The sequence below is a fragment of the Macromonas bipunctata genome (genome assembly GCF_002837135.1).
Classification (GTDB): Bacteria; Pseudomonadota; Gammaproteobacteria; order Burkholderiales; family Burkholderiaceae_C; genus Macromonas_A; species Macromonas_A bipunctata.
Genome location: NZ_NWBQ01000017.1, coordinates 1 through 20139 on the forward strand (window position 1 = coordinate 1; position 20139 = coordinate 20139).

Sequence of the window (20139 nt, forward strand, 5' to 3'; positions counted from 1 at the left end):
GCAGGGCGGCGGGGGCGTTGCGCAGCCGGGCGGCGGCCAGGGTGGCGGCGTAGCGGGCGCCCAGGGTGGTGGCATCGTGCAAGGGAGCGCTGGCGCTGGCATCGCCGTGGCGCACCAGCGCGCGCAGGCGGTCGATGTCGGTTTCGGCCAGCACGCGGGCGCGCGCGGCCATCAGGGCGTGGTAGCTGGGGTGGATGGCGGTGGCACTGGCGTCGTGGCGGGTGTGTTCGGCGCTGCTGTGGCCAGGGTCGGCATCGAGTTGCACACGGGCGCGCATGTCGGCGATGCGTTCGGTGGTGAGCGGGTGGCTGCGCAGGTAGGCAAAGCTGCCGTCGTCGTTGAGCCGCGCGGCCTGTTGCAATTTGTCGAACATGGTGACGAAGCCGCTGCGCTCGAACCCGGCCTCGGACAAGACGCCAAAGCCCACGCGGTCGGCTTCGCGCTCCATGTCGCGCGAGAAGTTGAGCTGCGACTGCAGCGCCACCGCCTGCCCACCGGCAATGGCGGCCCCGGCCAGGTCGGCGTTTTTGCTTTGGCTGGCGGCCAGTGCGCCCAGCACCATCGCCGCCACCATCCATGGGGCGGTGCGTTCCTGCTGCGTCAGCAGGCGCGCAATGTGGCGTTGCGAGACGTGGCTCAACTCGTGCGCCAGCACCGAGGCGAGTTCGTCCGCCGTGGCCACGCTGGCCATCAGCCCCAGATGCACGCCAAAGTAGCCCCCCGGCAGCGCAAAGGCGTTGATGCTGCGGTCGCGCGCCAGCAGCAGCTGCCAGGCAAAGCGCTCGGCCAGTTCGGGCGAGACCTCGCCGCGCGCCTGCGCCGCCGCCAGCAGCGGCTGCCAGATGCGTTGCAGGTAGGCTTGCAGCGCCGGGTCGTCCAGGTGGTCGGGGTCGCGGTAGATGCCGCGCACGATGCGGTCGCCAATGCGGCGCTCCTCGCTCAGGGGCAAGGCGCCGTCGTCGCCCAGCGCGGGCAGGTTGGGGCTGAACGCGGGCGTGCTGGCCACCGCAACGTGTTGTGCCGCACCATGCAAGGGCGCGGTGCTGGCGCTGGCGGCCAGCAGCAGGGCCAGGCCAGCGGCGGCCCGGCGTGGCGGGCCCAGGCGGCAAAAGCGGTGAAACGGCAACATGGAGCAAGGGGTGCGCCCAGGCGCACGCAAGAACAGGGTGGAGCCCTTATTGTGGACGCAACGGCCAGCGCCCGGCAAATGCTGCCAGAATACCCGTCACCCTATCTTTGCGCAGGAAGCAACCCCATGAAAAACGCCCACGACCTGGTGGCCGATGCCAAGGCCCACATCACCGAAGTCTCCGTTGCCGAGGCCGACGACGCCATCCGCCAGGCCGATGTGCTGGTGGACGTGCGCGAGGCCGACGAGTTTGCCAGCGGCCACCTGCCCGGCGCCATCCACCTGTCGCGCGGGCTGCTGGAGTTCAAGCTCAGCAACGCGCCGCAGCTGGGCGACCGCAGCCTCAAGTTCGTGCTGTACTGCAAGACCAGCGGCCGCGCGGCGCTGGCCGCTGCTGCCATGCGCCAGATGGGCTACCTCAACGTGCAGTCCATCGCCGGCGGCTTTGATGCCTGGGTGGCGGCGGGCAAGCCGGTTGTCAAGCCCGAGGTGCCGTCGTTCGACTGACGGCACGCAGCTGCACCGCATCGAGCTGCGCCAGCGTGGTCTCGCCCGCCTGCAGGCGGAACAGCTGCATCGAGCGCCCCAGCGCGTCGGACTTGGTGTAGAGCACGCTGGCGGTGTTGGCCAGCTCCTCCACCATTGCCGCGTTCTTCTGCGTCACGCCGTCCAGGTGCGTGATCACCTCGCTGACCTGGGTGATGCCCTGCAGCTGCTCGGTGGCGGTGTGGCGCGATTGTTCGGCCGCCGTCTGCGCGGCCTGGGCGCTATCGCGCACGGTGCCGTTGAGCTGGTCCATCGAGGCGGCGGTCTGCTCCAGGCTGCTGGCGGTGCTTTCGGTGCGTTGCGACAGGTCGCGGTTGCCTGCTGCAATCTTTTGCAGCGCGTCGTGCAAATCCTTGGATTCGACGCGCACATCCTGCACCACCGTACGCAGGTTGACCGCCAGCTGCGCCATGGCCTGCTGCAGCTGGCCAATCACGCCCGGGCGGCTCACCAGCGCGGTGCTGGTAAGGTCGCCCGCCGCCAGCAGCCGAGCCTCGGCCAGCAGCGCGCGCACCGGGTTGACGATGATGAGCGTGTTGTGCCAGCGCATCAGCCACGCCCCCAGCAGCGGCACCGGCCACAGCCAGACCCAGCTCAGGTACTGGCCCGCCAGCACCGCCAGCGTCAGCAGCGTGACGTGATGACGTCAGCCTTGAGCAAGCGCGTTGTGGTGGTTGCGGCACCAACAGGCGCAAAAAAAACGGTGGCGACCGTGTGGCCGCTACCGTTGCAAAAATCCCGCTGAACAGGAGACAGGATTGCGGTATCAGAACGCCTTGACCAGCGTGGCGCGCAGCATGTTGCCCTTGGCGCTCGGGGCACCGCCACCGCCCTCGACGCTGTATTCCTTGTAGAACGCGCCCTTGAGGAACATGCCCGCACCCGGCACCGGGTACACCACCTCGGCGCCCAGCGCGTGCTTGGACGATTTCAGGTTATTGGCACCCGGGCCGCTGTCCTCGCTCAGCTGCCACTGGCTGTAGCCCACCACGCCCAGCTGGTAAGCGCCCAGGTTCTTGCCCACGCCCCACTCCAGCGACAACTGGTTGCCCGGGCGGATGCCGGCGTCGTTCTTGCCGTGGCGCTCAAAGCGGAACAGCGCCGAGCCCGAGATGGACTTGGCCGGGTCGAAGTAGTACGTCACGCCACCGGTGAGCATGGTGGACTTGTAGCCGTTGCCGGGCAACGACGGATCGGTGTTCTTGTGGCTGGCGGTGTCGAGCCACAGGCCAGCAGCGGCCACGGCGTCCCACTGCGGGCCGTGCCAACCCAGCACCAGCGGGCCCAGGTACACGTCACCCACGCCGCTGTCGCTGCCGTCAAAACCACCCACGTTGAGCGATTTGCGGATGACGGGGATGATGGTCTCAAAGCCGTAGTCGGCGCCCAGCAGCTTGGTGTCGGTGATCTTGACGAAGCGGTTGACCAGCGCCGTCACCTTGCCGTCGCCCTTGAGCTTGGCGTCGTTGGGGGCGCGAAAGCTGTTGATGTCGTAGTGCACCAGGTAGCCCAGGTAGTAGTTGCCCGCAGGCGGCACGCTGGAGCCTTGCAGGCCTTCCACGCCAGTGACGTAATGGCCTTCGGCGTGCGCGGCACCGGCCAGCAGGGCAGCGGCCAGGGCCAGGGCGGTGGGAAGGAAGCGGGCGGTACGGGTGCGGTGCATCATGGTGGTCGGTCTCCTCGTTTCGGGTGGTTGTGGTGGGTGATGGGGCAAAAAAACAGGAATGTCCCGGCCCGGTGGGGGCTGGGGTCATTCCTGCAGGGGGTTCTGGCAGCACCGGCCCGGGGCCGGCGCGGCGGGCGTCAGGGCATCAGATGTCGATGCCGCACTTGCCGGGCGACAGAATGCCGTTCGGATCCAGCGCGCGTTTGAGCGTGCGCTCCAGGCGGCGCTTGACCGGGCCATAGCTGTTGGCCACGCGCTCCTGGAACGCGGTGTTGACGCGGTACACCGCGTAGCCACGCTTCTCGAACTCGTCCAGCAGCTCGGCAAAGCAGGCGTTGGCGCGCTGGGTTTCCTCTTCGCTGCTGCGGTCGTACAGCACGTCAATCACGTGGTGCATGTCGCGCCAGCCGACGATGAACTCGCCCACATAGTCCAGGCCGTGCTTGTTGAGGATGCTCTTGGCCAGCCCGAACTGCGCGTCGCACTCGCTGCCGCGCGCTTGGCTGACCGGGGCAAACCACATCGAGCCACCACCCCCACGCCAGTTGTACAGGCCAAACTCTTGCAGGTTGGGCACGCCCGACATCAGTTGCGCACGGTACTTGAACGGCTGGGTATCGCCCGCTTCTTCTTGCGTCACGATCTTGCCCTTGCCAGCGCGCTTGATGGTCTCGGTGACGATCTTCCAGTTCACCTCCACCTGCTCGGGGCTGCCGTACAGGGCGCAGTACACGTTCCAAGCACCCAAGTGCTTGTCCTTGCGGATTTGGGCCAGCACCGACTCGGGGGTTGCGCCCGGTGCGGTGGTGTAGTCGGAACGGCGCACGCCACAGGTGGCGGCTTCCCACAGTGTGCCCGCAATCACCACCGCGTTGGGGATGATGTTGGCAATGCGCAGTGGGCGCAGCATTTCCACAATTTCGTTGATGTCGGCTTCGTTGTCGAACTTGATCTCGAACGGTTTGAACACCGGCGGCTTGGGCATGAGCCAGAAGCCCATCTTGGTGCAGATGCCGTAGTTCGACTGCGTGAACATACCGTCCAGCGTTGGGCCGTAACCCCACTTGAACACCTGCCAAGCCTTGTCGCCTTTGACACCGCCCATGCCGGTGCGGTACACATCGCCGTTGGCCAGCACCAGCTCCATGCCGCACTGCATCAAAAAGTGCTCGCCGTAGGGGGTGTAGCCCACGCCACGGTCCATGGTGTTGCCCACCGGGCCCGCAATGGCCGACGGGGCCGAGAACGACAACATCAGCGGCAGCTTGTTGTCTTCAATGTAGTCGTACAACTGCTGGTAGGTCACACCCGGTTCCACCAACGCGGTACACAGTTCCGGGTCGATGTGGATGATCTTGTTCATCTTGTGCAGATCCAGCACAATTTGGCCGCGCTTGACCGGCGCAGCAGAGCCATAACCAAAGTTGCGGCCTGTGGAGATGGTCCACACCGGGATCTTGTACTCGTTGCAGACCTTGACGACGGCCTGCACTTGTTCCACGCTGGTGGCCATCAGCACCGCCGATGGGGTGTGCTGCTCGTCGGGCACCGACATCATGATCTTGTTGTAGGGCTTGATGTGCTCCAGCGAGGTCAGCACGTGTTCAGCGCCCAGCGCGGCCTGGAACTTCTTGATCGCCTCGTCAAAGCGGGCTTCGGACACGCCCTTGGGCAGTGCCATGTATTTGCTGCTTGTTTTCTTCATGGGATGGGTTTCCGGTTCAAATCACACAGCTCAAAGAAACGTAGGCGGTGCCGCCCACATCGGCGGCGTTGCCCAGTTCGGCGGTCTTGCCACTGGCCAGGGTCTGGCCCAGTTGTTGCGCCCACTGCTCGGCCACGGGGCCACGGCCCACGCGGTGGTGTTCGGCTTGCAGCACGCGGCCACCGGCGGAGCGCACCAAGTCCAGCACCAGTGTGGCGCTGGCGTCGTCCACCAGGCCCACCAACAGGGTGGGGGTGCCGTCGTGCAGCATGGCGTTGAGGCGCGTGAAGGTGGCCGCGTCCAGCCCTTGCAGGCGTTGGCCCGACCACTGCGTGGCCGCCTGCACGCCCACCGCGTTCTGCACGCCCTGCACAAAGGCACCGTCCAGCGCGGCGCCACTGACCAGCGAGGTCACGTTCAGCGCCGCACCGGCGGGCACGCCAGCGGCGGCGCCCAAGGCGGGTGAGCCGGCAGTGGCGGCCCAGGAAGAGATGCCGGTCATGGCCAGCCCTGCGGCGGCCAGGCCTTTCAGAACCATGCGTCTATCTGTGCTCATGGTGGCTCCTTGTTTACTTTTTGGGTGGGGTGGTGGCCAGGTAGTGCGCCAGCTCCTGCAACGTGGCGTCGTCAATGTCGCTCACGCGAAACGCCGGCATGGCGCGGTTGCCGTTGCGCGCGATGCTGACGTACGCCTGCTCGGTGAAGCCGCGGCCAAACAGCGCCGGCCCGATGCCAACGCTGGCGTCGCGGCACTTGGCGCAGATTGTCTCGTAGTACTGCTGGCCCTTGCCAACAGAATGTTGCGCGGCCGCTGGCTGTGCCAGTGTCAGCGCCAGGGCGGCCAGCCCCAGGGTGGATGCCAGGTGAAATCTCAAAGCGTGCTCCTCTGCAAAAAACGGGGGTGTTGTTCAGGTTCAGAACGGGTAGTGGCGCGGGGCGTTTTGCACCGTGATCCAGCGCAACTCGGTGAAGGCGTCGATGCCCGCCTTGCCACCAAAGCGGCCATAGCCCGAGGCCTTGACACCGCCAAAGGGCATCTGCGCCTCGTTGTGCACGGTGGGGCCGTTGACGTGGCAAATGCCCGATTCGATGCGGTTGGCCACTTGCCAGGCGCGCGACACATCGCGGCCAAACACGGCGGCGGCCAGGCCGAACTCGTTGTCGTTGGCGCAAGCCACGGCTTCCTCGACGCCGTTGACGCGCACGATGGCCTTGACCGGGGCAAAGGTTTCTTCCTGGTAGATGTGCATCTCGGGCGTGACGTGGTCCAGCAGCGTGGCGGGCATCAGCGTGTTGGTGGCCTTGCCACCGCACACCAGCGTGGCGCCCTTGGCCAGCGCGTCGTCGATCAGCGCGTTGCAACGATCCACGGTGGCTTGATCCACCACCGAACCCAGCACCACCGGGCCCAGGCGCGGGTCGCCCAGCGGCAGGGCCTTGGCGCGCTCGGCCAACTTGGCCACAAAGGTGTCGGCCACGGCGGCGTCCACAATGATGCGTTCGGTGGACATGCAGATCTGGCCCGAGTTGGCAAAGGCGCCAAAGGTGGCGGCGGCCACGGCGGCGTCCAGGTCAGCGTCGTCCAGCACCACGAACGGGGCCTTGCCGCCCAGTTCCAGCACGGCGGGCTTGAGGTACTTGGCGCAGGTCTGTGCAATCAGCTTGCCCACCTTGGTGGAGCCGGTGAAGTTGACGCGGCGCAGGGCTGGGTGCGCCACGATGGCGTCCACCACCGCACCGGCGTCCTGCGGCGCGTTGGTAACGAAGTTGACCACACCCGGGGGCAGGCCGGCTTCTTGCAGCGCCTCAATGATGAGGCCGTGCGTGGCCGGGCACAGCTCCGAGCCCTTCAGGATCACGGTGTTGCCGCAGGCCAGTGGGGTCGAGATGGCGCGCACGCCCAGGATCACCGGCGCGTTCCACGGCGCAATGCCCAGCACCACACCGGCGGGCTGGCGCACGGCCATGGCCACGTTGCCCGGCACGTTGGACGGAATCACCTCGCCGCTGATCTGGGTGGTGATGGCAGCGGCCTCCAGCAGCATGTCGGCGCCCAAGTGGACGTTGAAGTGCGCCCAGATGCCCGAAGCGCCGGTCTCGGCGGCCATGGCGGCGGCAATGGCCTCGCCCTTGGCCTCGAGCGCCTGCGCGGCCTTCATCAGCAGCGTGCGGCGTTCACCCGGGCCCATGGCCGACCAGACCGGGAACGCCTTGGCGGCAGCCTCGACGGCGGCCTTGGCATCCTCCACAGTGGCGGCGGGGGCGCGGGTGGCCACGCTGTGATCCAGCGGGTTGCGGCGTTCAAAGGTGGCCCCGTTGGCGGCGGCGCGCTGGGTGCCGCCTATCAGCATCTGGATGTCGATCATGTGGACTCGCTGTGTCAAGAAGATTGCAAACGGCCTGATGTTAAAAACAGCGGCCCCACCGTACTTTGCTCAGAGGGCACAGTGTGCTTGACTGAGCGCGCACGGTGCATAGGACATTCCCTAACCGGCGCTTGCCCCGCTGCGCACAGGCGCGGATAATCTGCCCACCATGCACAAGGGCCAGATCCTTTCCACCGACAACGTCCCGCTGGCCGACAGCGCCAGCGCGTGGTGCAGTTGGATGTCGCACCTGTTTGCCGGGTTGCACGCCGACTTTTACGGTGACCAAGTGTTCGATGGTCGCCTGCACACCGCGCACGCGGGCGAGGTAGTGATGACCCGGCTGGAAGCCAACCGCCACCGCGTGGTGCGCACCGAGCCGCCGCGCGGCAGCGACAACGCCTACTTCAAAATCGTGGCCCCGTGGCAGGGCAGCGCCGCGCTGGAGCAGTTTGGCCGCCAGGCTTGGGTGCGCCCCGGCGGCTGGGCCATCTACGACACCACCGGCAGCTACGAGGTGGCCAACCCCGAGCGCACCGAGCACCTGATCGTCATGCTGCCCAAGGAGCCGCTGGTGGAGCGCGGCCTGCGCCTGGACGCGCTGATGGGGCGCCACGTGGGCGGGGCCAGCGGCATCTCGCGCGTGGCGCTCGAGACCATGCGCAGCACCTTCCAGGAGCTGCCCGCCATGACCGAAGCCGCCGCACGCGGCGCGGGCGAGCTGATCGTGGAGCTGGTCAGCCTGTCGCTGCAGGAGTTGGCCGGGCGCAGCACCCCTGCCACGCAAATGGAAGCGTTTAAAGACCGCATCCGCGACTTCATTGGCCGCCACTTGCGCGACCCGCACCTGTCCATCGACCGCATTGCGCAGGCGCTCAATTGCAGCAAACGCCTGCTGCACAAAGCCTTTGCCGACGAGGAAGACACACTGGCACACTACATTCTGCGCCGCCGCCTGCAAGCCTGTATGCGCGACCTGAAGAACCCGCAGCACGCCAGCCGCACCATCACCGAGATCGCGTTCTCATGGGGCTTCAACAACGCGGCGCACTTCAGCCGCGTGTTCCGCGAGCACGCCGGGTTGCCGCCGAGCGACTTCCGCCACGCCACGCAGCGCCAGCTGCTGTTGCCCGAGGCACTGCCCGGCTTCGCGCCCGAGGAAGCCTGAGCGGCTGCAGGGGCGGCGGCTTCAGCGCCCGCAGGCGCGGCACACCCCCAGCGCCAGCCGGTGCAGCGCCTGCCACGGTTCTACCGGCCAGCCGGGGTATTTCAGCCCTTTGACGATGCCGTCCACCATGTGCGCGTCTTGCAGCCACTGCGCCAGCTGCGGGCCTGAGAGGCGCGGCAACACGCGCTCGAAACGCTTTTCCTTGGGGCCCCACACCCGTTGTTCGCGCAACGCCATCGGCAGCGGCTTGCCCGCCGCCAGCGCGCGCTTGACGTGGTACAGGCTACGGATGTCGTCGGCCAGTGCCCAATGCACCAGCACCGCGGCTTCTCCTTCGGCCTGCAAGCCATCCAGCATGCGCTGCGCGCGCGCCTGCTGCCCGTCCAGCACCGCCTCGGCCAGCTTGAAGGGGTCGTAGCGCGCCACGTTGAGCACCGCGCTTTCCACCTGTTCCCAGCCCAGCTCGCCCGGCGGGTAGAGCAGCCCGAGTTTCTGGATTTCCTGGTGCGCGGCCAGCAGGTTGCCTTCCACCCGGTCGGCCATGAACGCCAGCGTGCGTTGGCCTTCGTCGCCGGGTGCCACGTGCTGGCCTTGCTGCTGCAGGCGCTGCGCAATCCAGTGCGGCAGCTGGGCGCGCTCCACCGGGTCGACCTTGACCGCCACGCCGTGGGCCTCCAGCGCCGTGAACCAGCCGCTCTTGAGGCTGGCGCTGTCGAGCCGGGGCAGCAGCACCAGCGTCAGCGCGCTGTCGTTGCCCGGTGCGCTGGCGGCCAGGGTCTGCAAGGCCTGCGAGCCTTCCTTGCCCGGCTTGCCCGAGGGGATGCGGATTTCCACCAGTTGCTTGTCGGCAAACAGGCTCAGCGCGCCGCCAGCGGCCAGCACCGCGCTCCAGTCGAAGTGCGCCCCGGCCACCGTGAACACCGTGCGTTCGCTGTGGCCCTGTGCGCGCGCGGCGGCGCGGATGGTGTCGGCGGCTTCTTGCACCAGCAGCGGATCGTCGCCGTGCAGGGTGTAGAGCGGCTTGAGGCCACGCCCCAGGTGCGTGCCCAGCTGGGCGGCGGGTACTTGCATCGGCGGTTACAGCCCTTTGAGCGCCGCCAGCCGGTACAGCAGCTGGCGCGCAATGTTCTGTTCCATGTCGCGGTAGAGCAGCGCCTCTTCGGCCTCCTTGCCCAGCACCAGGTTTTCCGAGAAGCTCAGGTCGCGCTCCTCCAGCAACTCGGTCTCGGCGATCAGCTCCTGCCCCAGCGGGGTGCCGACGCGGAACGTGAAGCGCTGGCGCAGCTGCAGCTCGCGCACCTGGCCGGCGGCGGTCTGGCCCACCACCGCGCGCTCGCGCCGGTCGATCAGCACCTGCAGCACCACGTCCACCGGCTCCGGCGGCTGGCCAGGGCGCACGGGGGCATCGCCCACCAGCTGCACGCCACTGGCCTGCAACTGGGCGCGCAGGGTGCGGCCCAGCGCGGTCTGCTCCGACAGGTTGGTGCGCATGCGCTGGAACGGCAGCGTCTGCGCGCCGCGCAACCTGAAGCCGCAACCGCCCAGGCCCAGCACCAGGCCCGCACCCAGCACACCGCCCAGCAGCGCGCGCCGCGCCGGGGCGCCCACCACCGCAGCGGGCTGGCGTGTGTGCGGCATCACAGCACCACGTTGACCAGGCGCCCCGGTACCACAATCACCTTTTTGGGCGCTGCACCGTTGGCTTGCTTCTGCACCGGCTCGCTGGCCACCGCCGCCGCTTCGATGGCGGCCTTGTCGGCGCTGGCGGGCACCAGAATGGAGCCACGCAACTTGCCGTTGATCTGCAGCATCAGTTCGATCTCGTCCTGCACCAGCGCGGCCGCATCCACCTGCGGCCACGGTGCGTCCAGCAAATCGCCCAATTGCGGCGCGGCGGCGTAGCCCAGCTGGCCCCACAGCGCGTGCGCAATGTGCGGCGTGGCCGGGTACAGGCAGCGCAGCAAAATCCCAAAGCCTTCAATCAGTGCCACATAACCGCCGGGTTGTTCCACGGCCTTGAAGTCCTCCAGCGCGTTGAGCATCTTCATGCAGCCCGACACCACGGTGTTGTATTGCATGCGTTGGTAGTCGTAGTCCACCTGCTTGAGCACGGTGTGGATCTCGCGGCGCAGCGTCTTGGCTTCCTTGCCAAAGCCCACATCGGCCAGTTGCTGCGCGCCGTCGGTCTGGGCGCTGCCCACGCCGTGGTCGAGCTGCGACAGTTTGACCCCAAAGTTCCACACCCGGCGCAGGAAGCGGTAGCTGCCTTCCACCGCCGCGTCGTTCCACTCCAGCGTGGCCTCGGGCGGGGCGGTGAACATGGTGTACAGGCGCGCGGTGTCGGCACCGTACTTTTCGATCAGGTCTTGCGGATCCACGCCGTTGTTCTTGGACTTGGACATGGTGCCCACGCCCTCGTAGTCGATGGGCGTGCCCACCGGCAGCAGGCCATCGGCGCTGTCCACCGCGTGCTTGAGCTGGGCCCCGACCACCTTGCCGCCCGCGTCCAGCACGTTGTCCACATCGTGCGGCCAGAAGTATTCCTTGCCGCCCTTGGCGGTGCGGCGGCTGTAGATGTGGTTGAGCACCATGCCTTGTGTCAGCAGGCGCTTGAACGGCTCGTCGATCGTGACCAGACCCAGGTCGCGCATCACCTTGGTCCAGAAGCGCGCATACAGCAGGTGCAGGATGGCGTGTTCAATGCCACCGATGTACTGGTCCATCGGCATCCAGTACTGCGCGCCCTCGGCCACCATGGCCTCGGCGTTCTTCGGGTCACAGTAGCGCAAAAAGTACCACGACGAGTCCACAAAGGTGTCCATGGTGTCGGTTTCGCGCCGTGCGGGTTCGCCACAGATGGGGCAGGTCACGCCGGCGTGGAAGCCTTCGTGCTTGACCAGCGGGTTGCCGCTGCCATCGGGCACGCAGTCTTCGGGCAGCACCACCGGCAAATCCTTCTCGGGCACCGGCACCGAGCCGTGGTGCGGGCAGTGGATGATGGGAATGGGGGTACCCCAGTAACGCTGGCGGCTGATGCCCCAGTCGCGCAGGCGGAAGGTGGTTTTCTTCTCGCCCAGGCCTTGGGCGGCCAGCAATTCGGCCACTTTGTTGACCGCTGCCTTGTAGGGCAGACCATCCAGCACGCCGGAATGGACGCACACCAATGCGCCAGATTTGTCGGCGTACCAGTCTTGCCAGCGGGTAGCGTCGAATACCTTGGCGTTGGCATCCGGGGCTGCGCTGGCCGGGTGCGCGCCCTCCTCAGTCGCCAGCTCCGATTCGTCGGTCGCGCCCCCGACCATCCCAGCCCCTGCGGTGTCGGTATGCAAAGGAGCAGCAATAACCTGTTTGATCTCGATGCCGTACTTCAGCGCAAACGCAAAATCGCGCTCGTCGTGCGCGGGCACGCCCATCACCGCGCCATCGCCGTAGTTCATCAGCACGTAGTTGCCCACCCACACCGGCACGTCGGCCCCGGTCAATGGGTGCGTCACGGTCAGGCCGGTGGGCATGCCTTTTTTCTCTTGCGTGGCCAGCTCGGCTTCGGTGGTGCCGCCGGTCTTGCATTCTTCAATAAAGGCGGTCAGTGCCGGGTTGCCTTCGGCGGCGTGCAGCGCCAGCGGGTGTTCCGCCGCCACCGCGCAGAAGGTCACGCCCATGATGGTGTCGGCACGGGTGGTGAACACGTACAGCTTGCCGTCACCAATCAGGTTGCCGCCGTGGCCCCGGATCTGGTGCGGGAAGGCAAAGCGCACGCCCTCGCTCTTGCCGATCCAGTTTTCCTGCATCAGGCGCACCTTGTCGGGCCAGCCGTCCAGCGTGGCCTGTTCGTTGCCCAGCTGCACGTGTTGCAGCAGCTCGTCGGCGTAGGCGGTGATGTTGAGGTAGTAGCCCGGAATTTCGCGCTTTTCCACCGGCGCACCGGTGCGCCAGCCGCGTCCGTCGATCACCTGCTCGTTGGCGAGCACGGTCTGGTCCACCGGGTCCCAGTTCACCACCTGGGTCTTGCGGTAGGCAATGCCTTTTTCCAGCATCTTCAAAAACAGCCACTGGTTCCACTTGTAGTACTCGGGCTGGCAAGTGGCAATCTCGCGGCTCCAGTCGATGGCCAGGCCCATGGCCTGCATCTGCTGCTTCATGTACGCGATGTTGGAGTACGTCCACTGCGCCGGGGGCACCTTGTTCTTCAGGGCGGCGTTCTCGGCGGGCAGGCCAAACGCGTCCCAGCCCATGGGCATGAGGACGTTGTAGCCCTTCATGCGCAGCTGGCGCGTGATCATGTCGTTGATGGTGTAGTTGCGCACATGGCCCATGTGCAGCTTGCCGCTGGGGTAGGGCAGCATGGAGCACGCGTAGTACTTGGGCTTGTTGCTGTCCTCGCTCACGCGGTAGGCGTCGCGGGCGGTCCAGTGGTCGTGGGCGGCGCGTTCCACCGCCAGGTGGTTGTATTGGTCTTGCATGGGAAGGGTACGCAACAGGCCCGGCCACAGCGCCGAACCCCAGGAATGGATGAGATGGGCTATTTTAGGCTTTGGGGCCTGTACTGGCCGTCACAGCAGCAGCTGGGACTGGATCTCGCGCGCTATGGCGTCCAGTGGCACCACCTTGGCCACCGCACCGCGCTTGACCGCCTCCTTGGGCATGCCATAGACCACGCAGCTGGCCTCGTCCTGGCCCACGGTCTGGGCGCCGGCCTTGCGCATCTCCAGCAGGCCCGCGGCGCCGTCGTCGCCCATGCCGGTCATGATGACGCCCAGCGCATTGGCCCCGGCGCACTTGGCCACGGATCGGAACAGCACGTCCACCGACGGGCGGTGCCGGTTCACCAGCGGGCCGTCCACCACCTCCACGTGGTACTGCGCGCCGTTGCGCCGCAGCAGCATGTGCTTGCCACCGGGTGCAATCAGGGCGCGCCCGGCCACCACGCGGTCGTTGTGGCGCGCCTCGCGCACCTCGATCTGGCACAGGCCGTTGAGCCGCTCGGCAAACGCCGCCGTGAAGTGCTCGGGCATGTGCTGCACGATCACGATGCCCGGGCTCATGCGCGGCAGCGCGCGCAGCACCACCTCCAGCGCCTGCGTGCCGCCGGTGGACGTGCCCAGTGCCACCACGCGGTCGGTGGTGCGCAACAGCGCGCTGCTGCGGTGGTCGGCGGCGGGCAGCACCGCGTCCGCCGTCAACTTGGGCGCCACCTGCAAGCGGCGCACATTGGCCCGCGCCGCCGCCTTCACCGCGCTGATGAGGTCGTCCGACACATCGTTCAAGAACTGCTTGAGCCCGATCTTGGGCTTGGTGATGATGCTGACCGCCCCGGCTGAGAGCGCCGCCATCGCGGTCTCGGTGCCCTTGTCGGTCAGGGTGGAGCAGATCACCACCGGCGTGGGCCGCTCGGCCATGATCTTCTTCAAAAAGGTGATGCCGTCCATGCGCGGCATCTCGATGTCAAGCACGATCACGTCGGGCCACTGCACTTGCATGCGCGTCATGGCCAGCAGCGGGTCGGCGGCGGCGCCAATCATCTCAATGTCGGGGTCGGCCTGCAGCTGCGCCGTCAGCACCTGGCGCACCACCGCCGAATCGTCCACCACCAGCACCTTGATTTTGGCCATTGTCTTGTCTCACATCTTTGCTGCTCACTGAGCAAGTGTGGCACAAACGGCCACCGCTCTTGCGCTCAAGCGGGGGGCAACGGGGCCTGGTACAACCACACCGGACGGCCGTCCGGGCAGGTCCACACCGCGGTGGGAGGCCACGCCGGGTCGGCAAACTCCAGGCTGGCCAGCCAGGCCCCGGGGCGCAGTTGCTGTGCGGCCTTGGCCATGGCACGCGGCATGGTCTCAGGCCGCTGAAACAGGTACACCAAATCGCACCGCCCCCAGTCGTCGGCCCACATGTCGCCACGCCGTACACGGGCCCACGGACAACGCCAGCGGCACCACCACCACAGGGGCCAACTGCGCTCGGTGCCCAGTAGTGTGGCCTGTGGGTAGGCCCGGTGCAAGGCTTGCAAGCCGTGGCCCAAACCACAGCCTGCGTCCAGTACCGTGGCCGCAGGGGGCAAAGGCAGCACCTGTGCCAAACCCTCCAGCGCGTTCAACGGCGTGGGGAACACCGGCGCATCGCGCCAACTGCCAGGCGGGTACAGCCACAGCAACAGCAGCAACGGCAACAACCACAGCCACACAGGCCACGCCTGGCCCCCTTGCAGCCACTGCTGCAACCACAACGATGCCGGAAACCCCACCGCCACCAACGCTTGCCGCCAACGGGTCTGGCCCAGCCACAAACCGCCCCCCAGCGCCAGCAACACTGCGGCCCCAGCGGCCCACAACGGGGGCCACCCACGCTGCAACCCGACCATCGCCCCCCACGCCAGTGCCCACACCAGCAACGCGGGCAAAGGCCAGGGCAGGCGGCGCAACCAACCCATCATGCGCCCGATGATAAGGCGCGCAAACGTTCAATCAGGCCATTCAACTCGTCCAGCGAGCCAAACTGGATCGCCAGCTCGCCTTGCTGCTCCCACTGACCGTGGCGCTGCACACGCTTGCTTAAACGCACCTCCACCGCAGCGGTCAACAGGTCGGCCAGTTCCTCTTCCACACGGCGTACATCGCCCGGTTTGTCGCGCGCACCACCGGCGGCGGTGCTGGCGGCAGCGGGCGTGGCGGCAAAGTCATCGCCCAGCTTGCGCACCAGCTTTTCGGCTTCGCGCACCGACAACGCCTTGGCCGTGATCTGGTGCGCGGCACCGATTTGCAACCCCTTGTCCAACGCCAGCAGCGCGCGGGCGTGGCCCATGTCCAGGTCGCCGGCCATCAGCAGCTCCTGCACCGGCTCGGCCAGTTGCAGCAAACGCAGCAAGTTGGTGGCCGCACTGCGCGAACGGCCCACCGCGTTGGCGGCCTGCTCGTGCGTCAAGCCAAATTCCTCGATCAGGCGTTGCAGCCCCAACGCTTCTTCCAAGGGGTTGAGGTCTTCGCGCTGGATGTTCTCGATCAAGGCCATCGCGGCAGCGGCTTCGTGCGGCACATCGCGCACCAGCACTGGCACCGTCTCCAGCCCGGCCAGCCGCGCCGCCCTAAAGCGCCGCTCCCCGGCAATGATCTCGTACACCGGGCGCGCACCGCGTGGCGTGGCGGGCCAGCCCTGTTGCGCCTGCCACGTCAGCAAACGGCGCTCGCCCTCCTCCGCTTCCAAGGGGCGCACCAAAATCGGCTGCATGATGCCCTGCGCCTGAATGCTGTTGGCCAGCTCGTACAGTGCGCCTTCGTCCATGCGGGTGCGGGGCTGGTAGGTGCCGGGCACCAAGTCGGTCAACACCACCTGGGTGGGGTGGTCGGTGGGGGTGATGCCGGTATCCAGGGCTTCGGTCAATTTGGGGCCGAGCAAACTCTCCAACCCCCGGCCCAGCCCTTTGATTTTTTTGGTGACCATGTGTGTGTTCCGTTGCGTGCGTTGTGCAAGTGTGGCGGTATCCCGTGCGGGTAGTGTCAGGCGCTGGCCACTGGCCGCAGCCACGGTGCCAACAGCGCGTGCCCAGCGGGCCAATCGCCCAAGCCCGATTCGGCGTTGATGTGCCCGCACGCGCCCGCATCCACCAGCTCGCTGCCCCAACCTTGCGCCAAGGCCTCGATACGGGGCCACGGCCCAAACAAGTCGTTGCGGCTGGCCACCACGCGGCTGGCAAAGGGCAGGCGCTCGCGCACGATGGGTGCCCAGCTCGGCAGCACCGGGCGCAGGTGTTCCTGCTCCACATCCGCCGGGGCCACCAGCAACGCCCCCGTCACGCGCTGGCGGTGTTGCGAATACTTGGCCCACGCGGCCACCAGCACACAGCCCAAGCTGTGCGCCACCAGCACCAGCGGGCCGGAGGTGGACTGCACCACGTCGTCCAACCGCGCCAGCCAGTCGCCCCGGCGCGGCAAGTCCCAATCGTGCTGCTCGACGCGGGTGTAACCGTACAGGGCCTCCCAGCGGCTTTGCCAATGGTCGGGGCCACTGTTGTGCCAGCCCGGCAGCAACAGCACCTGTGGCGCGGCGGTCGCGGCCACGCTCATGCTGGCCCCGCAGCGGGGCGCAACACCCGCGCCACCAGTTCACGCGCAAACTCCACAAACGCCTTGCTGCCCTTGGCGTTGGGGTCGAACACCACACCAGGCAAGCCATAACTGGGCGCTTCGGCCAGCCGCACATTGCGCGGAATCACGGTGTTGAACACCTTGTCGCCAAAATGCCCCTTGATCTGTTCGCTCACCTGTTGCTGCAAAGTGATGCGCGGGTCGAACATCACCCGCAACAGGCCAATCAGCTGCAAATCGCGGTTCAAATTGGCGTGGACTTGCTTGACGGTGTTGACCAAGTCCGACACCCCTTCCAACGCAAAGTATTCGCACTGCATCGGCACGATGACACCGTGCGCCGCACACAGGCCGTTGAGCGTGAGCATGTTCAACGACGGCGGGCAATCGATCAGCACAAAGTCGTAATCGGCATCCACCACCGCCAACGCCTGCTTCAGGCGCTTCTCGCGCTGGTCCAGTTGCACCAATTCCACCTCGGCACCGGCCAACTCGCGGTTGGCCCCCAGCACGTGGTAGCCCACCGCTTCGGGCTTGGCCACCGCTTGCGCCACACTGGCTTCGCCCAGCAGCACGTCGTACACGCTCAATGCCAACTCGCGCTTGTTCACGCCCGAGCTGGTGGTGGCGTTGCCTTGTGGGTCCAGGTCGATCATCAGCACGCGCTGGCCCACTTGGGCCAAGCCTGCGGCCAGGTTCACACTGACGGTGGTTTTGCCCACGCCGCCCTTTTGGTTGGCAATACAGTAAACAGTGGCCATCGGATCAGCAATACAAAAAAATTCAGAACAACGGTCAGGGCGCAGGCCGCAACCACAACACACAACGTTCAGCGTCCAGCCCCGGCACCGTCAAATGTTCCACGTGAAACACTTGCACCGTGGGCGGCAGCGCCTGCACTTCATCGTGCGGCACCTTGCCCTTCATGGCCAACCAAATCCCATCCGGGGCCAAGGCTTGGCGCGACCAGGCGGTAAAGTCCACCAGCGACGCAAACGCGCGCGAACTCACCACATCAAACGTTTGGGTCAGGTTTTCCACCCGGGCATGGATGCCTTGCAGATTGGGCAAACGCAACGCCGCCGCCACCTGCTGAATAAACAACGCCTTCTTGGCCACGGTGTCCACGCAACTCACCCGCACCTGCGGGCAGGCAATGGCCACCACCACGCCGGGCAACCCAGCACCGGAGCCCACGTCCAACAACGTGGCCCCGGCGGCTTTGCCCACAGCGGCCAACTGGCGCTGCAACGGTGCCACCACCGCCAAGCTGTCCAGCAAATGGTGCGTCAGCATTTCCTGCGGGTTGCGCACCGCCGTCAGGTTATAAACCTTGTTCCACTTGGCCACCCAGTCCACATAGGCCAACAGCGTGTGGACTTGGGCATCGCTCAATGCCAGCGCCAGCGTTTGCAAGCCCTGGCGCAAACCAGCTTCCAGCGGATGCGGCGCGCTCATGCCTGCTCCTCGGCAAAACCCTTGAACTTGCTGCGCTTGAGGTGTACCAGCAACAGCGACACCGTGGCCGGTGTGATCCCGGAAATGCGCGAGGCCTGCCCCAGCGTTTCCGGCTTGTGCTGGTTGAGCTTCTGGCGCGCCTCAATGCTGAGGGCTGCCACCTGCATGTAATCCAGATCGGCGGGCAACTTCAGGTGTTCGTAGTACGCCGCGCGCTCCACCTCGTCCTTCTGGCGGTCAATGTAACCCGCGTACTTGGCGGCAATCTCAATTTGCTCCACCACCGCGTCGTACTGCTCACTCAATGTTTCACGTGAAACATTCGGGGTGTCGCCCGCTTTCACCGTGGCTTGGAAACGCCCGCCCTCCATGCCCATCAACGCTTCGTACGCCACACCGGGGCGGCGCAACAAGTCAAACAGGTTGTATTCGCGCTCAATCGCCTTGCCCAGCACGCGCTCGGCCTCTGCCGCCGACAAAATCTTCGGATTGGCCCACGTGCTCTTGAGGCGCTGTGTTTCACGTGAAACACTGTCGCGCTTGCGGTTGAACGCATCCCAGCGCGCATCGTCCACCAGCCCCATGCGGCGGCCCGCTTCGGTCAGGCGCATATCGGCATTGTCCTCGCGCAGTTGCAGGCGGAATTCGGCGCGGCTGGTGAACATGCGGTACGGCTCTGTCACCCCCTTGGTGATCAGGTCGTCCACCAGCACGCCCAGGTAAGCCTCATCGCGGCGCGGCAGCCACGGCCCTTCACCGCGCACCTGCAACGCGGCGTTGATACCCGCAAACAGCCCCTGTGCCGCCGCTTCCTCGTAACCCGTGGTGCCGTTGATCTGCCCCGCAAAAAACAGCCCCTGGATCGCCTTGGTCTCGAAACTGCTCTTGAGCTCACGCGGGTCAAAGTAATCGTATTCAATCGCGTAACCGGGGCGCAGAATGTGCGCGTTTTCCAATCCCGGCATCGAGCGCACCAGCGCGTACTGGATATCGAACGGCAAACTGGTGCTGATGCCGTTGGGGTACACCTCGTGCGTGGTCAGGCCTTCAGGCTCCAGAAAAATCTGGTGGCTGTCCTTGTCGGCAAAACGGTTGATCTTGTCCTCGACGCTCGGGCAGTAGCGCGGCCCCACGCCCTCAATCTTGCCGGTGAACATCGGGCTGCGGTCAAAGCCGCTGCGGATGATGTCGTGCGTGCGCGCGTTGGTGTGCGTGATCCAGCACGGCACCTGCTGCGGGTGCATGCGCGCGTGGCCCATAAAGCTGAACACCGGCACTGGCTGGTCGGCTGTGTCCGAGCCCGGCATGCCATCGCCCGGCTGCGCGGTGCATTTCGAGAAATCAATCGTGCGCCCGTCCAGCCGTGGCGGGGTGCCGGTTTTCAGGCGACCTTGCGCCAGCTTCAGCTCCTTGAGCCGCGCCGACAAGCTCACCGCCGGCGGATCACCCGCCCGGCCACCGGAATAGTTGTCCAGCCCCACATGAATCTTGCCGTCCAGGAACGTGCCCGCCGTCAGCACCACCGCCCGCGCCCGGAACCGGATGCCCACCTGCGTCACCGCGCCCACCACGCGGTCGCCCTCCACCATCAAATCGTCCACCGCTTGCTGGAACAAGCGCAAATTGGGCTGGTTCTCCAACATGCGGCGAATAGCGGCCTTGTACAAGATGCGGTCGGCCTGCGCCCGCGTGGCACGCACCGCCGGGCCTTTGCTGCTGTTCAGAATGCGGAACTGAATGCCCCCTTCGTCGGTGGCCAGCGCCATGGCACCGCCCAGCGCGTCCACCTCCTTCACCAAATGGCCCTTGCCAATGCCACCGATGCTGGGGTTGCAACTCATGGCCCCCAGCGTCTCGATGTTGTGCGTCAGCAGCAACGTCTGGCAGCCCATGCGCGCCGCCGCCAGCGCGGCCTCGGTGCCGGCATGGCCGCCACCAACCACAATCACATCAAACTCTTCGGGATACAACATAAGCGAGGGGGTGGCCACAGCCAGACTGAAACAGGGGTGGGCTATTT

General features: G+C 66.4%; 19 protein-coding genes. 2 read left to right on the forward strand and 17 right to left on the reverse strand.

From position 1 onward, the window contains the following. Positions 1-1129: M48 family metalloprotease (locus tag CON76_RS02750; RefSeq protein WP_101101841.1), on the reverse strand; the 1129-nt coding region annotated here is incomplete at its 3' end. 126 nt (positions 1130-1255) lie between these two features. On the opposite strand from CON76_RS02750, the gene CON76_RS02755 reads away from it, so the two are divergent. Further along, positions 1256-1636, forward strand: a complete 381-nt coding sequence (locus CON76_RS02755; protein WP_101101842.1) for a rhodanese-like domain-containing protein — start codon at positions 1256-1258, stop codon at positions 1634-1636. On the opposite strand, the gene CON76_RS02760 is transcribed toward CON76_RS02755, so the two are convergent. The 6 genes from CON76_RS02760 to CON76_RS02785 all read right to left on the reverse strand — a co-directional run bounded on the left by CON76_RS02760 (position 1608) and on the right by CON76_RS02785 (position 7412). Continuing rightward, positions 1608-2291: a HAMP domain-containing protein gene (locus CON76_RS02760; RefSeq protein WP_101101843.1), complete on the reverse strand. Its 684-nt coding sequence runs from the start codon at positions 2289-2291 to the stop codon at positions 1608-1610. The genes CON76_RS02755 and CON76_RS02760 overlap by 29 nt on opposite strands. Before the next feature lie 150 nt (positions 2292-2441). After that, a complete protein-coding gene (locus CON76_RS02765; RefSeq protein ID WP_101101872.1) occupies positions 2442-3338 on the reverse strand; it encodes a SphA family protein in 897 nt (298 codons plus the stop codon). 148 nt (positions 3339-3486) lie between these two features. Then, positions 3487-5046 (reverse strand): FAD-binding oxidoreductase, encoded by a 1560-nt coding sequence (locus tag CON76_RS02770; RefSeq protein WP_101101844.1) that lies wholly within the window; start codon positions 5044-5046, stop codon positions 3487-3489. Between the two features lie 16 nt (positions 5047-5062). Then, positions 5063-5602: a hypothetical protein gene (locus CON76_RS02775; RefSeq protein WP_145995307.1), complete on the reverse strand. Its 540-nt coding sequence runs from the start codon at positions 5600-5602 to the stop codon at positions 5063-5065. A 13-nt stretch (positions 5603-5615) separates the two neighbouring features. Then, positions 5616-5921, reverse strand: a complete 306-nt coding sequence (locus tag CON76_RS02780; protein ID WP_240592735.1) for a c-type cytochrome — start codon at positions 5919-5921, stop codon at positions 5616-5618. A gap of 39 nt (positions 5922-5960) precedes the next feature. After that, positions 5961-7412, reverse strand: a complete 1452-nt coding sequence (locus CON76_RS02785; RefSeq protein ID WP_101101846.1) for an aldehyde dehydrogenase — start codon at positions 7410-7412, stop codon at positions 5961-5963. A gap of 169 nt (positions 7413-7581) precedes the next feature. Between CON76_RS02785 and CON76_RS02790 the strand changes: the two genes are divergently transcribed. Beyond that, positions 7582-8580, forward strand: a complete 999-nt coding sequence (locus CON76_RS02790) for an AraC-like ligand-binding domain-containing protein (RefSeq protein ID WP_101101847.1) — start codon at positions 7582-7584, stop codon at positions 8578-8580. 21 nt (positions 8581-8601) lie between these two features. Here CON76_RS02790 and holA read toward each other — a convergent pair whose 3' ends face one another. The 10 genes from holA to mnmG form a co-directional block, all read right to left on the reverse strand. After that, on the reverse strand, positions 8602-9651 hold the full coding sequence (gene holA, locus CON76_RS02795) for a DNA polymerase III subunit delta (RefSeq protein ID WP_101101848.1): 1050 nt from the start codon (positions 9649-9651) through the stop codon (positions 8602-8604). Between the two features lie 6 nt (positions 9652-9657). Next, positions 9658-10218 (reverse strand): LPS-assembly lipoprotein LptE, encoded by a 561-nt coding sequence (locus CON76_RS02800; protein WP_101101849.1) that lies wholly within the window; start codon positions 10216-10218, stop codon positions 9658-9660. Further along, positions 10218-13040, reverse strand: a complete 2823-nt coding sequence (gene leuS, locus CON76_RS02805) for a leucine--tRNA ligase (RefSeq protein ID WP_101101850.1) — start codon at positions 13038-13040, stop codon at positions 10218-10220. The genes CON76_RS02800 and leuS overlap by 1 nt, the downstream gene beginning before the upstream one ends. 90 nt (positions 13041-13130) lie before the next feature. After that, positions 13131-14189, reverse strand: a complete 1059-nt coding sequence (locus CON76_RS02810) for a protein-glutamate methylesterase/protein-glutamine glutaminase (protein ID WP_101101851.1) — start codon at positions 14187-14189, stop codon at positions 13131-13133. Positions 14190-14254: 65 nt separating this feature from the next. Beyond that, positions 14255-15013, reverse strand: a complete 759-nt coding sequence (locus tag CON76_RS02815; RefSeq protein ID WP_101101852.1) for a class I SAM-dependent methyltransferase — start codon at positions 15011-15013, stop codon at positions 14255-14257. Next, on the reverse strand, positions 15010-16017 hold the full coding sequence (locus CON76_RS02820; protein ID WP_101101853.1) for a ParB/RepB/Spo0J family partition protein: 1008 nt from the start codon (positions 16015-16017) through the stop codon (positions 15010-15012). The genes CON76_RS02815 and CON76_RS02820 overlap by 4 nt, the downstream gene beginning before the upstream one ends. A gap of 56 nt (positions 16018-16073) precedes the next feature. Then, positions 16074-16640: an RBBP9/YdeN family alpha/beta hydrolase gene (locus tag CON76_RS02825; protein WP_101101854.1), complete on the reverse strand. Its 567-nt coding sequence runs from the start codon at positions 16638-16640 to the stop codon at positions 16074-16076. Continuing rightward, positions 16637-17422 carry a ParA family protein gene (locus tag CON76_RS02830; RefSeq protein WP_101101855.1) on the reverse strand — a complete coding sequence of 262 codons (786 nt, stop codon included), beginning with the start codon at positions 17420-17422 and terminating at the stop codon, positions 16637-16639. The genes CON76_RS02825 and CON76_RS02830 overlap by 4 nt, the downstream gene beginning before the upstream one ends. 34 nt (positions 17423-17456) lie before the next feature. Beyond that, positions 17457-18119 (reverse strand): 16S rRNA (guanine(527)-N(7))-methyltransferase RsmG, encoded by a 663-nt coding sequence (gene rsmG / locus CON76_RS02835; protein ID WP_101101856.1) that lies wholly within the window; start codon positions 18117-18119, stop codon positions 17457-17459. Next, a complete protein-coding gene (mnmG, locus tag CON76_RS02840) occupies positions 18116-20092 on the reverse strand; it encodes a tRNA uridine-5-carboxymethylaminomethyl(34) synthesis enzyme MnmG (protein WP_101101857.1) in 1977 nt (658 codons plus the stop codon). Before mnmG ends, rsmG begins: the two co-directional genes overlap by 4 nt. Between the last annotated feature and the right edge of the window lie 47 nt (positions 20093-20139).

Coding starts and splice junctions, on each gene's coding strand:
- CON76_RS02770 (WP_101101844.1), bottom strand. CDS start 5,046: ATGAAGAAAACAAGCAGCAAATACATGGCACTGCCCAAGGGCGTGTCC.
- CON76_RS02825 (WP_101101854.1), bottom strand. CDS start 16,640: ATGAGCGTGGCCGCGACCGCCGCGCCACAGGTGCTGTTGCTGCCGGGC.
- rsmG (WP_101101856.1), bottom strand. CDS start 18,119: ATGAGCGCGCCGCATCCGCTGGAAGCTGGTTTGCGCCAGGGCTTGCAA.
- CON76_RS02810 (WP_101101851.1), bottom strand. CDS start 14,189: ATGGCCAAAATCAAGGTGCTGGTGGTGGACGATTCGGCGGTGGTGCGC.
- CON76_RS02755 (WP_101101842.1), top strand. CDS start 1,256: ATGAAAAACGCCCACGACCTGGTGGCCGATGCCAAGGCCCACATCACC.
- CON76_RS02820 (WP_101101853.1), bottom strand. CDS start 16,017: ATGGTCACCAAAAAAATCAAAGGGCTGGGCCGGGGGTTGGAGAGTTTG.
- CON76_RS02785 (WP_101101846.1), bottom strand. CDS start 7,412: ATGATCGACATCCAGATGCTGATAGGCGGCACCCAGCGCGCCGCCGCC.
- CON76_RS02775 (WP_145995307.1), bottom strand. CDS start 5,602: ATGAGCACAGATAGACGCATGGTTCTGAAAGGCCTGGCCGCCGCAGGG.
- CON76_RS02790 (WP_101101847.1), top strand. CDS start 7,582: ATGCACAAGGGCCAGATCCTTTCCACCGACAACGTCCCGCTGGCCGAC.
- leuS (WP_101101850.1), bottom strand. CDS start 13,040: ATGCAAGACCAATACAACCACCTGGCGGTGGAACGCGCCGCCCACGAC.
- CON76_RS02830 (WP_101101855.1), bottom strand. CDS start 17,422: ATGGCCACTGTTTACTGTATTGCCAACCAAAAGGGCGGCGTGGGCAAA.
- CON76_RS02765 (WP_101101872.1), bottom strand. CDS start 3,338: ATGCACCGCACCCGTACCGCCCGCTTCCTTCCCACCGCCCTGGCCCTG.
- holA (WP_101101848.1), bottom strand. CDS start 9,651: ATGCAAGTACCCGCCGCCCAGCTGGGCACGCACCTGGGGCGTGGCCTC.
- mnmG (WP_101101857.1), bottom strand. CDS start 20,092: ATGTTGTATCCCGAAGAGTTTGATGTGATTGTGGTTGGTGGCGGCCAT.
- CON76_RS02815 (WP_101101852.1), bottom strand. CDS start 15,013: ATGATGGGTTGGTTGCGCCGCCTGCCCTGGCCTTTGCCCGCGTTGCTG.
- CON76_RS02800 (WP_101101849.1), bottom strand. CDS start 10,218: ATGCCGCACACACGCCAGCCCGCTGCGGTGGTGGGCGCCCCGGCGCGG.